Source organism: Flavobacterium sp. 120 (genome assembly GCF_003633605.1).
Lineage (GTDB): Bacteria > Bacteroidota > Bacteroidia > Flavobacteriales > Flavobacteriaceae > Flavobacterium > Flavobacterium algoritolerans.
The window spans coordinates 1,075,178-1,089,183 of sequence record NZ_RBKZ01000001.1; the positions used below are offsets into that span (position 1 = coordinate 1,075,178).

The 14,006-nt window shown below is 33.8% G+C and carries 10 protein-coding genes and 3 tRNA genes; 6 read left to right on the forward strand and 7 right to left on the reverse strand.

Features of this window, described 5'->3' with window-relative positions:
• Positions 1 to 17: 17 nt before the first annotated feature.
• From C8C87_RS04630 to C8C87_RS04645, 4 genes are all read right to left on the reverse strand, one after another.
• Entirely contained in the window at positions 18 to 491 is a 474-nt protein-coding gene (locus C8C87_RS04630) for a hypothetical protein (RefSeq protein ID WP_099715920.1), read from the reverse strand.
• 39 nt (positions 492 to 530) lie between these two features.
• Positions 531 to 1,844 (reverse strand): 30S ribosomal protein S12 methylthiotransferase RimO, encoded by a 1,314-nt coding sequence (gene rimO, locus C8C87_RS04635; protein WP_099715919.1) that lies wholly within the window; start codon positions 1,842 to 1,844, stop codon positions 531 to 533.
• Between the two features lie 205 nt (positions 1,845 to 2,049).
• On the reverse strand, positions 2,050 to 3,630 hold the full coding sequence (locus C8C87_RS04640; protein WP_121341536.1) for an OmpP1/FadL family transporter: 1,581 nt from the start codon (positions 3,628 to 3,630) through the stop codon (positions 2,050 to 2,052).
• A 55-nt stretch (positions 3,631 to 3,685) separates the two neighbouring features.
• Entirely contained in the window at positions 3,686 to 4,669 is a 984-nt protein-coding gene (locus C8C87_RS04645) for a hypothetical protein (protein ID WP_121341539.1), read from the reverse strand.
• A gap of 100 nt (positions 4,670 to 4,769) precedes the next feature.
• Here C8C87_RS04645 and proS point away from each other — a divergent pair, with 100 nt between their 5' ends.
• The 5 genes from proS to rpsT all read left to right on the forward strand — a co-directional run bounded on the left by proS (position 4,770) and on the right by rpsT (position 6,914).
• Entirely contained in the window at positions 4,770 to 6,248 is a 1,479-nt protein-coding gene (gene proS, locus C8C87_RS04650; RefSeq protein WP_121341541.1) for a proline--tRNA ligase, read from the forward strand.
• Positions 6,249 to 6,326: 78 nt separating this feature from the next.
• Positions 6,327 to 6,398: transfer RNA gene (locus tag C8C87_RS04655), tRNA-Glu, on the forward strand.
• 47 nt (positions 6,399 to 6,445) lie between these two features.
• Positions 6,446 to 6,517, forward strand: a tRNA-Glu gene (locus tag C8C87_RS04660).
• 41 nt (positions 6,518 to 6,558) lie between these two features.
• Positions 6,559 to 6,630: transfer RNA gene (locus C8C87_RS04665), tRNA-Glu, on the forward strand.
• A 32-nt stretch (positions 6,631 to 6,662) separates the two neighbouring features.
• The gene (gene rpsT / locus C8C87_RS04670) at positions 6,663 to 6,914 is read left to right on the forward strand and encodes a 30S ribosomal protein S20 (RefSeq protein ID WP_035673520.1); all 252 of its coding nucleotides are present in this window, start codon (positions 6,663 to 6,665) and stop codon (positions 6,912 to 6,914) included.
• Between the two features lie 71 nt (positions 6,915 to 6,985).
• Here rpsT and C8C87_RS04675 read toward each other — a convergent pair whose 3' ends face one another.
• Complete coding sequence (locus C8C87_RS04675) at positions 6,986 to 7,390, reverse strand: response regulator (protein WP_099715916.1); 405 nt, start codon at positions 7,388 to 7,390, stop codon at positions 6,986 to 6,988.
• A complete protein-coding gene (locus C8C87_RS04680) occupies positions 7,390 to 9,105 on the reverse strand; it encodes a PAS domain-containing protein (protein WP_121341544.1) in 1,716 nt (571 codons plus the stop codon). Before C8C87_RS04680 ends, C8C87_RS04675 begins: the two co-directional genes overlap by 1 nt.
• A gap of 173 nt (positions 9,106 to 9,278) precedes the next feature.
• Here C8C87_RS04680 and typA point away from each other — a divergent pair, with 173 nt between their 5' ends.
• Complete coding sequence (gene typA / locus C8C87_RS04685; protein ID WP_099715914.1) at positions 9,279 to 11,075, forward strand: translational GTPase TypA; 1,797 nt, start codon at positions 9,279 to 9,281, stop codon at positions 11,073 to 11,075.
• Between the two features lie 137 nt (positions 11,076 to 11,212).
• Here typA and C8C87_RS04690 read toward each other — a convergent pair whose 3' ends face one another.
• Positions 11,213 to 13,999 carry a T9SS type B sorting domain-containing protein gene (locus C8C87_RS04690; RefSeq protein ID WP_121341547.1) on the reverse strand — a complete coding sequence of 929 codons (2,787 nt, stop codon included), beginning with the start codon at positions 13,997 to 13,999 and terminating at the stop codon, positions 11,213 to 11,215.
• Positions 14,000 to 14,006 lie beyond the last annotated feature (7 nt).

Consider the following 14,006-nt stretch of genomic DNA (forward strand, 5'->3'; position numbering starts at 1 on the left):
AACAGACTAAAAATCGATTAATTAGATTTCTTTTTAGATTTCGATTTTTTAGGATTCTTAGCTTCTTCATTCATAGCTATATATTTCTCCTTTTGGTCTTTGTTTAATAATTCCATTATTTTTCTATCAGTAGTTTCTGAAAGAACTGTTATGTTTTTTATTTTTTCATCTTGGCTAACTTCTGCTTTTATAAGCATGCCTTGAGTTTTTATGCTTTCGGTCAAAATATTTGAGATTGCAATTACCTGAAGTTCGTCCAGAATAAGTTCCGGTTGTATTCGCTTCATGATTTTTCCAACCGTTACTTCAACAGGAATTTCTTTTGGTTTGTCTTGAGTTCTGGATTGATCCATTGCACTATTCATTCTACGATTACTTCCATAACCATTACCGTAACCGTTTCCATATCCGCCATTACCGTATTGCGCCGAAATTATATTTGTTGATAATAATACAAATGCGATGATTAATAGTGATTGAAATGATTTCATATTTAGTTTTTAAAATGGATTAAAATCGTCTTAAGAAAATTATGCTGGTTCTCCGTATAAATCAAATTCTGTTGCTTCAATAATTTTTATCATTACAAACTCACCCGTTTTCACATAATGTTTTGATGCGTCAATTAAGACTTCATTATCTACATCAGGGCTGTCAAATTCAGTTCTTCCTACAAAATGTCCACCTTCTTTTCTGTCAATGATACATTTGAATGTTTGTCCTACTTTCTCTTGGTTTAAATCCCAGGAAATTTGCGATTGTAATTCCATGATTTCGTTTGCGCGTTCTTGTTTTACGGTATCTGGAACATCATCCTCCAGTGCGTAAGCATGCGTATTTTCTTCGTGAGAATAAGCAAAACAACCCATTCTGTCAAACTTCATTTCTTGAACAAAATCTTTTAATATGTTGAAATCCTCTTGTGTTTCTCCAGGATATCCTACAATCAAAGTAGTACGAATAGCCATTCCGGGAACTGCAGCGCGGAAATCTTTTAATAATTTTGTTGTTTTTGCTTGAGTTGTTCCACGACGCATTGATTTCAAGATAGAATCTGAAATGTGTTGCAACGGAATATCAATATAATTACAAATTTTAGGCTCGCGCTTCATGATTTCCAGAACATCCATTGGGAAACCGGTAGGGAAGGCGTAATGCAGACGAATCCACTCAATTCCTTCTACTTTTACTAATGCTTCCAATAATTCTCCCAGAGCTCTCTTTTTGTAAAGGTCTAAACCGTAATACGTTAAATCCTGAGCAATCAAGATCAATTCTTTTACGCCGTTTTTAGCTAATCCTTCCGCTTCTTTTACTAATTTTTCAATAGTTTGTGAAACGTTTTTTCCTCGCATTAACGGAATCGCACAAAAGCTGCACGGTCTGTCGCAACCTTCTGAAATTTTTAAATAGGCATAATTTTTTGGAGTCGTAGTCAATCGTTCCCCTAATAATTCATGCTTATAATCCGCTCCTAAAGCTTTCAATAATTGTGGTAATTCTGTAGTACCAAAAAACTGATCTACATTTGGTATCTCTTTTTCTAAATCGGGTCTGTAACGTTCAGATAAACATCCTGTAACGAATACTTTGTCGACTAAACCTCTTTCTTTCTTGTCAGCATATTCCAAAATCATATTTACTGATTCTGCTTTAGCATTATCAATAAATCCACAAGTATTTATTACAATAATATTTCCCTCTTCAGCTTCCGGAGCTTCGTGCGTAACGTCCTTTCCGCTTGCGCGAAGTTGTCCCATTAGCACTTCACTGTCATACACATTTTTCGAACACCCAAGAGTGATTACGTTGATTTTATTCTTTTTTAACGACTTAGTTCTCATAACATTAGAATCCCGATAATTTGGGAATTTTGCAAAATTACAATTTTTATTTTTAGGACCATAAATCTTTGTGTTTTTTATGGAGCTATTCCTGCTGGTCCCGAAAAAACGGGAGGATTTCTCCCGACGCTTCGGGACTATCAGGGCTAAAAAAAATCCGTTCCATGATAACGAAACGGATTTTAAATTTTATTTTTCAGATTGATTACAATTCAAATAATAATGTTACTGAAACATTGTTGTTTATCGCCTCAATACTGGCACCATCTGTAAATCCTTGATTGAAAAATGCTTGTTGTGAGTTTCTTTTGGCGTATGAATAGGCCAAATCTACTTTGGTAGAACCAAAACTGTACCCTAAACCTGCTGAATATCCAGTTAAATCTCCTATTGTTACGGAGTTTTTGTAAGGACTTTGTTCGTAACGATATCCTGCTCTTAGACTCAAAGCATCAATTTTATATTCAGCACCTATTCGTAGTTCGCCTGTTGTATCTAAGATTGAATTCATATCACTGTTTAAATCATTAAAATAAGGATCGTTTTCAGGTTTGAATTTAGTATTACTATAATCCTTAATAGCGTAATCAACACTTATTAAACCAGATTTTCCAAAAACATAAGCAAAACTTCCGGTTAGTTTGCTTGGAGTTTGTAATTTATAAGGCTCGTAAATATTAACGATTTGTGGATTTACAACATCATTGGTGTCGTCAGCATTTGTTGCGCTGCTTACTGCAAATAGTCTTTGCGATAACTCATCATTTAATTTATACCATGTAGATGATTCGTAAGCCAGACCTAAACGAATTTCATCAGAAACCTTTGCGATTGCACCCAATTGAAAAGAGAATCCTGTTCCGTAAGTGTATAAGTCATTTTCAAAACTTAATCGAGTTACTGTATAATCATTTGTTAATGGGGCATTATTCTCTTCGAAAAAAGTAGATGATTTGTGAAAGTCGGTAAAATGAGAGTTCAAATTCAGACCTATATACAGTTTGTCATTATATGATGTCGCTGCATTAAAAGATAATTTTCCGTTATATCCAGTGCTGTAAATAGAGTTTTCTTGGTAATAATTACCTCCAGTTGGAACATTTGATATGTAAGGGGAATTATTATTAGTTTCGTCAACTGCATCAATAATAAAACCTTGGTAACCTAAAAATGCTTGTTGGGCTGCAAATCCATTTAAATTTGGATACTGGTTATTAGGGAGATTGCTTCCTAAAAAGGAATATAAATCAGATATAGATTCTCCGGGATTTGTATTTACAAATTCTTGAGGTACCGGAGCTCCATTATTAGAATTGTTGGCATAACTTAAAAAATAATCGCCTATAGAATTGTTTGGGTTGGTTCCGGCAGAGAAAAAGCCATTGTCAAAATTTTTAATGTTTTCGTAATTAACACCCAATGAAATCTTTTTCCAATTGCTGTTTGGATTTTTGTTATTAAAAACAAAAACGGCACCCGCTTGATTCAAATCAAAGGAATTGTTTTTCTCGCTTGTCGTGCTGCCAAAATAATTAGACTTATTTTTTGTGTCAAAATTACTTAAGGTAAGAGTCATTTGGTTGTTTGTAAACACTGCTGAACCTGCAGGATTTACATTTAGAGAGGATAAATCCCCGCCAAGAGCTCCAAAAGCACCACCCATTGCTCTAAAACGAGCTGTTCCGTTCAGGTTGTCCTGTGCGTAATGCATGGCATCTGATATTTCTTGTGATTGTGCAACGCTTGCAGTGAAGCCTAAAGCTAATAAAAATATATATTTTTTCATTTTTAATTCGTAGGTTTTAATTTAATATCAAAATAGGAAGGTGTAGAAAGAATTATTATCCTCTGCCACCTCTTCCGCCACCGCCAGATGATCTACCGCCACCGCCAGAATTTCCCGAACTATTTGAGCTAGGAGTGTATGATCTGGAATTGTTATCGTTTCTTGAACTTGGAGTATATGATCTTGCAGGAGAGTTGTTTTCGCTACGTGTGCTACTTGTATTTGATCTTCTGCTAGGTGTACTGTTGGAATTGTTTTGATTTCTTGAAAATGTTGGACTAGTTCTATTGAATCCGTTTGTAGTACTTCTTCTGAAATCAGTATTCGTATTTCCTCTGTAATTTGAATTAGTTCTGCGACTAACGGTATTGCTCTGGTTTCTAGAGTAATTTGCTGAACTTCGGGTACTGTAATTTCTATTGCTACTTGTATTGGTAGTATAAGAAGAACCTCTTCTGCTTGCGTTATAAGAATAGGCTCTGTTATTGTAGTAATTTGGATATCCCCAATTATTACCATACCAGTTATTCCAGCCCCAGTTGTTTCCATACCAACTATTCCAACCCCAATTATTTCCGTACCAATTGTTTCCGTACCAATTATTCCATCCAAAACCAACGTTCCATCCCCATCCATAACCAGTATTCCAACCCCAGTTATTTCCATACCAATTATTCATTCCCCATCCATTGTCATAAACGTTTATGCTTACAGTTTGAGGATTACTGCCCCATCCGGGATAGTTGTTATAGTCTATACTGTCGTTTTCTATATTATAATCATTGTAATTGTCTACATCTGTAAAAATTTCTACAGGTTGGTTATTGTTCTGCAAAGACCCAAAGTAGTCTTTGTATTGATTATTTGGAGCATTTTGCGTCTCAACTTCTACAGCTCTTCTTGGAGTGTTACCATATATTCCGTCAGAATCATAGTAAGAACTGTTTTGGTAGGAGCCACAGGATGTCAACAGGACGCTCAAAAATCCAACAAAGTAATATATTGTTGGGTTTCGGAAGGAAAGAGTACTAGTTTTCATATATATGGAGTTTTTATTGTTGCACATTACAAAAATAGTTAGTTTTGCTGAACTATTTACTTAAAATTATTAATGCAAAATTTGTGCCAAATTATTCAATATGAGTAAGAACTTAACTACAAGATCAGAAGATTATTCAAAATGGTATAACGAATTGGTTGTTAAAGCCGATTTAGCCGAAAATTCAGGAGTTAGAGGCTGTATGGTTATCAAACCTTACGGATATGCAATATGGGAAAAAATGCAAGCTGAATTGGATCGAATGTTTAAAGAAACAGGTCATCAAAACGCCTATTTCCCACTATTTGTTCCCAAAAGCATGTTTGAGGCTGAAGAAAAAAATGCAGAAGGATTTGCAAAAGAATGTGCAATTGTGACTCATTATAGATTAAAAAATGATCCGGACAAACCAGGGAAACTTATGGTTGATCCTAATGCGAAATTAGAAGAGGAATTAATCGTTCGTCCTACAAGTGAGGCTATTATTTGGTCCACTTACAAAGGATGGGTTCAGTCTTATAGAGATTTACCTTTATTAATTAATCAATGGGCGAATGTAGTGCGTTGGGAAATGAGAACCAGGTTATTTTTGCGAACTGCAGAATTTTTATGGCAAGAAGGGCATACAGCTCATGCTACAAAAGCAGAAGCAGTTGAAGAATCAGAAAAAATGATGAATGTGTATGCTGATTTTGCCGAGAATTTTATGGCAATTCCAGTTATAAAAGGAATGAAAACTGAAACCGAACGTTTTGCAGGAGCTGAAGAGACCTATTGTATCGAAGCTTTAATGCAGGATGGAAAAGCTTTGCAAGCTGGAACATCACATTTTTTAGGTCAGAATTTTGCGAAAGCCTTTGATGTTAAATTTGCAAATGCCGAAGGGAAGCAAGAATATGTTTGGGGAACTTCTTGGGGGGTTTCTACTCGTTTGATGGGTGCATTAGTAATGACACATTCAGATGATCAAGGATTGGTATTGCCTCCTAGTTTAGCACCTATTCAGGTGGTGATTGTTCCTATTTACAAAACAGACGAGCAATTGGCCGCTATAACAGCCGAAGTAAATGTTTTGACAGCAGCTTTACGAAAATTACACATCTCTGTGAAATTTGATGATAGAACGACTCAGAAGCCTGGTTTTAAATTTGCTGAATGGGAATTAAAAGGAGTACCTGTTAGGATAGCAGTTGGTCCAAAAGATTTAGAAAATGGAACTTTTGAGGTGGCAAGAAGAGATACATTGACTAAAGAAGTAGTTTCTAAAGATGGAATTACAGCTTATATTGGTGATTTATTAGAGCAAATTCAAAAAGAATTGTTCGAAAAAGCATTAAATTACAGAAATACGCATATTACTGAAGTAAACAGTTTTGAAGAGTTTAAAGAGGTTTTAGATACTAAAGGAGGTTTTGTATCAGCACATTGGGATGGAACTGCAGCAACGGAAGAGAAGATTAAAGACTTGACTAAAGCTACTATCAGATGTATTCCTTTGGATAGAGTAGAAGAGGCGGGAAGCTGTGTTTTTACTGGGGAAAGCTCAGTAGGAAGAGTGTTGTTTGCAAAGGCGTATTAAAAAAAAATAATTTTTTTTGCATGTACTATTGTACGTTTCAAAAATAGTTGTATTTTTGCATCCGCATTAGAGAAGCAGGGCCCGTTCGTCTATCGGTTAGGACGCATGGTTTTCATCCATGTAAGAGCGGTTCGATTCCGCTACGGGCTACTATTTTTATTGCAGATTAAAGTTTTCCTGAACTTAGAAGGAAGTATGGCCCGTTCGTCTATCGGTTAGGACGCATGGTTTTCATCCATGTAAGAGCGGTTCGATTCCGCTACGGGCTACAATTTCAATATTTTAGATTGATAAAAACTTAGGGGATAATGGTCCGTTCGTCTAGGGGTTAGGACGCCAAGATTTCGTCTTGGTAACAGGGGTTCGATTCCCTTACGGACTACAAAAATTAGTAAAAGATAAAAAAATAATAAAATGGCAAATCATAAATCAGCTTTAAAGAGAATTAGAAGTAACGAAAAGAGAAGAGTATTAAACAGATACCAACATAAAACTACTCGTAACGCTATCAAAGCCTTGAGAATAGCTACTGATAAAACAGATGCTACTTCTAAATTATCAAGCGTGATATCTATGATTGATAAATTAGCTAAAAAGAATATCATTCATGATAACAAAGCTTCTAATTTAAAATCTAAATTAACTAAGCACGTTGCTAAATTGTAATTAATACAATTTTAAGATATAAAAAAAGCTCTCATTTTATGAGAGCTTTTTTTATATCTTATATTTTCTTCCTATTCCATCTTGTTCTTTAAGTATTCAAGCATTGAACGGGTAATTGGTTTAGATAGGAAGTCAATAACCATTGGGTATTGTTTCGCTTTTTCTAAGTCTTCAGGGTCTATTGTTGAGGAAAGAACAACAACTTTTATAGTGTTAAATTCAGAAAATTCCGGGCTATTGAAATGGTCTAAAAATTCCCATCCACCCATTACGGGCATATTTAAATCTAAAAAAATTAATTGTGGTTGTTCGTCTGGTTTGTTTTTAGCATATCTCATAGTGTTGAAGTAGCTTAGTGCTTCTTCTCCATTTTGAGCCGTTATTATTTCATTAGAAAATGATGATTTGATTATTACTTTTTTGCATAACATAAGTGTTATCGGGTCGTCATCAATACATAAAATTTGATCTAACATTATTCTTTGTTTTTAAATGTTAATGTAAATGCAGTTCCTTTATTTACCTCGCTTTCAATTTCAATTGTTCCTCCCATCGTTTCAACTTGTGATTTTACTAAATAGAGGCCTAGTCCTTTGCTGTCAGGGTAATTATGGAAACGTTGATAAAGCCCAAATACTTTATCTCTATTTCTTTCTAAATCGATACCTATTCCGTTGTCTGTAAATATTAATACAACAGTGTCATCAATTTCTTTGGAAGTAATAGTTATTTTAAGCTTTCTGTTTTCGGATTTGTATTTTATTGCATTTGTCAAAAGATTCAATAATATGCTTTCTATATATGCTTTGTTAATGTTTATAATAGAGACTTTTTCGAAATTAAGCTTTATGATTGGTTTGTATAATTCGATTTGAAAATTAAGTTGGCTAAAAACATTTTCAAAGATTTCTTTTATTAAAACAGCTTCTTTTTGAATTGAAGGATTGTCTTTAATGATAATAACTTTTACTAAATCATTGATAGTATCATTTAATAAATGAGTGGATTTATTAAAGCCATTCAAGATTTCTTTTAATTCTTGGTTTTCAACAGGAATGTCCTCCAGTAGATTCAGTAGTCCAGTTAAGTTTGATAATGGGGCTCTAAGGTTGTGGGAGGTTATATAAGAAAATTGCTTTAGGTCTTTATTGTTTTGGGTTAATTCTCTAATAAGCTGCTCTTTTTCCTTTTCTTGCTTTTTTTCATCGGTTATATCTCTTTGAATGGAGATCCAGTGAGAAAGTTCATTTTCAGAATTATAAATTGGTATCATAGAGAAGCGAACCCAGTATTCTTCTCTGTTTTTGTTTAGGCTGATTGTTTCTATTAGGCATTCCTGTTTGTTTTTAATGGAGCTTAAAAGTTTTTCAAGTTCGGTGATATCGGAATTTGGACTATTGAAAGGATCTGCTGATTTTCCTGAAATTTCTTCAAACTCATATCCTGACATAGCGGAAAAAGCTGGATTAGCATAAATGACGTTAGGGATTTTCCCGTCAAAGGAACTGGCTTCGGTAATGATAATTGAATCTTTTGACTGTGTAAATACGGTTTCCAGTAATTTAAGCCTTTGTTCTTCTTCTTTTTGTTTTGTGATGTCTTGTATGGCTCCAATCATTCTGATGGCTTTTCCATTTTCATCTTTCAATAGAAAACCTCTGTCTAAAACGTATTTATAGGAGTTATTGGCACATTTAAAGCGGTATTGATCTTGCCAGTTTTCGGTTTTTTGTTCTATAAAGGAGTAGAGTCTGATGGACATTTTAATGCTGTCCTCGGGGTGAATTTTATCAAACCACCATTTTGAACTATTGCCAACTTCATCTTCAGTATAGCCAAAAACATTTTCAATTCCTTTATTCCAAGAAAAGCTGTCTTCTTGTATTTTCCAGTCCCAGATAGTATCGCTGGTTGCTTTGGCTACAATATCGTATTTTTCATTTGACTCCTTGATTTCGTCATTTGTATTCTTAAGTTTTTCAAAAATGGATATATTTCGGTTGTCGTTTTTTGATAAAATAAGTTTGAAAATTATTCCAGTCAAAAATATAAATAAGATGTCTTTGGTAAAATTGTAAAATTGATGGTTTGAATCAGAAATATATTGAGCTAATAATTTATGACTAACAATGGCTACAAACATTGAGATTAGAATGTAGATGATGATTACTTGATTGGTTTTGCTTTTCATTACTCAAATATAATTAATTATTGCTGAATTATTAAAGAACATCTGTAACTTATTTTTCGAGTTTTTTTTAAAGGCCTATTTTTGGGTCTAATGGGTTAAGAATATGTAAACTATTGCATAAATATTTTTTATATCAAAATAAAGTGTACCTTTGCACCCATTAAAAATCACAGATGGAATCTATTAGAAACATTGCAATTATTGCCCACGTCGATCACGGTAAAACAACTTTGGTTGATAAAATTATGTATCACTGTCAGTTATTTCGTGATAACGAAAACACAGGTGACTTAATCCTTGATAACAACGACTTAGAGCGTGAAAGAGGTATTACCATTACTTCAAAGAATGTTTCTGTAGTATACAAAGGAACAAAAATCAACATTATTGACACTCCTGGTCACGCCGATTTTGGAGGAGAAGTAGAGCGTGTATTGAACATGGCTGATGGAGTTTGTCTACTTGTAGATGCTTTTGAAGGTCCAATGCCTCAAACTCGTTTTGTACTACAAAAAGCTATTGACTTAGGTCTTAAACCTTGCGTAGTAATCAATAAAGTTGATAAAGAAAACTGTACTCCTGAAGAAGTTCATGAAAAAGTTTTTGACTTAATGTTTGAATTAGGTGCTGAAGAGTGGCAATTGGATTTTCCAACTGTTTACGGTTCTGCTAAAAATAACTGGATGTCTGACCATTGGGAAAACGTAACCGATAATGTTGAAGCATTATTGGATATGGTTATTGAAAATGTACCAGCTCCTAAAGTTTCTGAAGGAACACCACAAATGTTGATTACATCATTAGATTTCTCAGCATTTACAGGTCGTATCGCTATTGGTCGTCTTGAAAGAGGTGTTTTGAATGAAGGTATGCCAATCTCATTAGTAAAAAGAGATGGTACTGTAATGAAATCTAGAATTAAAGAACTTCATACTTTTGAAGGACTTGGTCGTAAAAAAGTACAACAAGTAATTGCTGGAGATATTTGTGCAATTATTGGTGTTGAAGGATTTGAAATTGGAGATACTATCGCTGATTTTGAAAACCCAGAAGCGTTGAAAACAATTGATATTGACGAGCCTACGATGAGTATGTTGTTTACAATTAATGACTCTCCTTTCTTTGGTAAAGAGGGTAAGTTTGTAACTTCTCGTCATATTAGAGACCGTTTGACAAAAGAATTAGAGAAAAATTTAGCAATGAAATTGGGTGAAACTGATTCTGCTGATAAGTTTATGGTTTTTGGTCGTGGAGTACTTCACTTATCTGTTCTTATTGAAACAATGAGAAGAGAAGGATATGAATTACAAATCGGTCAACCACAGGTTATCATCAAAGAAATTGATGGTAAAAAATGTGAACCAATTGAAGAGTTAACAATCGACTTACCTGAGAATCTTTCTGGAAGAGCAGTTGAATTTGTTACTTTGCGTAAAGGAGAAATGCTTTCTATGGAAACTAAAGGGGAGCGTATGATTATTAAATTTAATATTCCATCTCGTGGAATTATTGGATTGCGTAACCAATTGTTGACTGCTACTGCTGGTGAGGCTATTATGGCACATCGTTTTATTGGATATGAGCCTTTCAAAGGAGAAATTGCTGGACGTAACAAAGGTTCATTAATCTCTATGGAAAAAGGAAAAGCTATTCCTTATTCTATTGATAAATTGCAAGATCGTGGTAAATTTTTCGTTGAGCCAAATGCTGAGATCTATGAAGGACAAGTAATTGGAGAAAACTCTCGTGGAGATGACATGTGTGTAAACGTAACTAAAGAGAAAAAACAATCTAACGTTCGTTCTTCTGGGAATGATGAAAAAGCTAGAATTATCCCTCCGATTATTTTCTCTCTTGAAGAAGCATTAGAATACATTCAAAAAGATGAATATGTAGAGGTTACACCAAAATCTATTCGTTTGAGAAAAATATATTTGACAGAAACAGATAGAAAAAGATTTAAAATCTAATTTTATCTTTATAAGATTGAAAAAGCCATTCATTTATTTGAATGGCTTTTTTTATGTTTGTTTAGTAACTTCTTCTGTCGAATTTATTATTAGAAATGTGATTAAAAAAGTAGTTAAGGTAATAAATAAAATTCTTATTATCTTTTCAAACTAAAATGGCTTTTAGCTTCTCTTCCGTCTTCAAGTTTTATAGTGAACCAATAATCAGCTGCAGGTAATGGTTCCTTTAAGAAAGTACCATCCCAACCAAGACTTGAAGGAGATAATTGTTTCAATAATTTTCCATATCGATCAAAAATGTATATTATTGCATTTTCATAAAGACTACTATTTATTCCTTTCAAATTCCAGTAATCATTGTATCCATCACCATTAGGAGTAAAGAATTTGGGAGCATTTAGTACAGCAAAACTTTTTGTTGTTTGACCACATCCATTATTGTTCGCCACTATTAATTCGTGGAAACCGCCTGGTACGTTTTCAAAAAGAGTTGAATTTTGAAAAGAAGTTTCTGTTCCATCTTCATAGTGAATCATATAATTATAATCACTTGGATTATTGAGTTCAATTATGACTTGATTTGTTTGCTGTAAATCATGTACAATTATAGTATTTATTTTTGCTAAATGTGATAGTGTCACAATACACTTTCGAGTAGTGGTACAGCCTGATTTGTTTTTTACAGTTACGCTATATTCACCTTCTTTATTTATGGATATGTTAGGCGTTGTTTCGCCTGTTGACCATAAATAAGTGAAATCACTGGTTCTAGCCGGGGCCGAAATTCCTGCATTTAATAGTATAGAAGGATTTACGAGTCCTTCACATAAAATTATATTTTCTAAAATATTAATTTTTGGAGATGACTCGACTATAATTTCAAAATTCCCAGTTCCATAACAACCTTCGGTATTTTCTGCTCGAATGAATATTGTTTTAGAACCAGAAAGTAATGGCTCTTTGATCTCATTAATTCCCATAGAGGCATCCTCCTCATTTGAATAAAAAAACAAACGCACATCTGAAGGTAAATTCAATTCGGTTTTTATTAAATCTTTTTTCGGTTCTAAGTCAAATGATCCTTTTCCATCACCAAGATCACATTCATGCATTGCTTCGGGTAATAATGATATGTTTTTATTAGCATGCAAAATAACTGTTCCTATACTGTAGCAACTTGAATTTGGTTGGGTGACTTTTGCATATAAAAGCTCATCTGGAACGCTATTTCGATAATTTACAGGAATGGATTGAGTGTTAGTTAAATCATTTTCAGCATCGTTAGCACTATGGTAATAATATACTTCAAAATCCTTTTCACCTAAACTAATTGGCTCATTAGTAAGAGCTAAATTAAATAAAGCTAATCCATCATTAGGAGCACTATCTTGTGTGTCACATTGTGTTAGTTTGTAAGAAGTTGAAAGTATTTTTGGAACTTCATAAATAGTAATTGTTTTTTCAAGAGGCTCTCTGTCTTCACCATTTACAGTTTTTATAAGTGTTACTTTATAATCACCAGCTTGTGCGTATGTATGATAGGCATCAATATCAGTGGAAGTAAATCCATCCCCAAAATCCCAAACTACGGAGTCAATTGTCTCGACAGAATTACTGTAAAAATGAGTAGCATCCCCTAAACAATTGAATTCATAACTAAAGGCATATAAGAATAAAGAGGTGATGAATGGAGGTAAGCCTTGTTCTACGCTACCTGTTTTCAAATTAATTGCATTTGGCATATAATTACAACTAGTTCCATCTAATTCGGGATTGTTGATTACCGACAATTTATTACGTAGGTTATCAGTTGTGACATATCCTGCGCGGTATATCTTCTCATCAATAGCCAATTGTAGGGCTCCTGCTATAAGAGGAGAAGTGTCTATAATAGTTTTTGAAGTTGGTATATTAGCACTTTTTAGATTATATTGAATTAATGAACTTTCTAAAATAGTCTCGCCATCTGCATTAAATTGATTTGCTGTTACATATAATTTTTTTGTTTTTGACGAAAATTCGACCCCATAAGGATTTGAATTAATCAACAGAGGAACTTCATTGCTTGTTTTTCCTGTACTCGAATCGAAATCATAAAGTAAAACATTGCCGGTATTTCTGATTGGATTGCCTTTTGGTCCATTTTCATTTGTTCGTCGTGAAGCATTATTTGCAATAACTATTTTCCCCCCGTTTGGAGATGCTTTTAAATACCCAATGGCATTTGGAAGATAACCGCCTAATTGAATTTTAAGATTAGTCATCGTCTTGACAGGATTCTTGTTGACACCTTGTGTGCTAATCTTGAAAGAATAAAAATTATTTATAAAATGTGTAATTACCCAAAAAGAAACTCCATCTCCGTGTTGGACAGCTGTAATCTTTTCGGAACATTTGTATTTTACTTCCTCGCTATCATTTGGATTATAAGTGACAAGATGAACGTTCTTTTCACTATTTACGATGTCACCTAGGCCATTATTTAGCTTCATGTCAACTTGGGAATAATTCAATCCATTATTAGGAGGATCCCTATCATTTAAAGGATTATCATCTGCATTTGCAGGAAGCGGTTGGTCAACGGTAAAAATATAATATATATTAGGATTATTTGGTTTTGGAACGATAATCGCCGACTGTGTACTTGAATTATGTCCGAGTAAATCAGAGCCGTTAGGCATGATTTGATGATTTTTATTATAAACGACCCTACCATCTGTGTAAAAAAGTAAATTACCATTTTTATCAGAAATAGTGGTACATCCTTCTTTGGTAACCAATTTACCATTGGTTAAAGCAATCGGACTCCCTGAATTAAAATCGAGACCGGCATTATTACCAAAATACCATATAGCCGCTTCTTTTTGTCCAAAAGAGGGAATAGTTAGAAAAAGGTAAATAAACAGTAAATAATAGTATTTCATAACTATC

Bases quoted from the DNA above. Each gene is read 5' to 3' on its own strand.
- rpsT (WP_035673520.1), top strand. From the start codon at position 6,663: ATGGCAAATCATAAATCAGCTTTAAAGAGAATTAGAAGTAACGAAAAG.
- C8C87_RS04645 (WP_121341539.1), bottom strand. From the start codon at position 4,669: ATGAAAACTAGTACTCTTTCCTTCCGAAACCCAACAATATATTACTTT.
- typA (WP_099715914.1), top strand. From the start codon at position 9,279: ATGGAATCTATTAGAAACATTGCAATTATTGCCCACGTCGATCACGGT.
- C8C87_RS04630 (WP_099715920.1), bottom strand. From the start codon at position 491: ATGAAATCATTTCAATCACTATTAATCATCGCATTTGTATTATTATCA.
- C8C87_RS04640 (WP_121341536.1), bottom strand. From the start codon at position 3,630: ATGAAAAAATATATATTTTTATTAGCTTTAGGCTTCACTGCAAGCGTT.
- C8C87_RS04680 (WP_121341544.1), bottom strand. From the start codon at position 9,105: ATGAAAAGCAAAACCAATCAAGTAATCATCATCTACATTCTAATCTCA.
- C8C87_RS04690 (WP_121341547.1), bottom strand. From the start codon at position 13,999: ATGAAATACTATTATTTACTGTTTATTTACCTTTTTCTAACTATTCCC.
- C8C87_RS04675 (WP_099715916.1), bottom strand. From the start codon at position 7,390: ATGTTAGATCAAATTTTATGTATTGATGACGACCCGATAACACTTATG.
- proS (WP_121341541.1), top strand. From the start codon at position 4,770: ATGAGTAAGAACTTAACTACAAGATCAGAAGATTATTCAAAATGGTAT.
- rimO (WP_099715919.1), bottom strand. From the start codon at position 1,844: ATGAGAACTAAGTCGTTAAAAAAGAATAAAATCAACGTAATCACTCTT.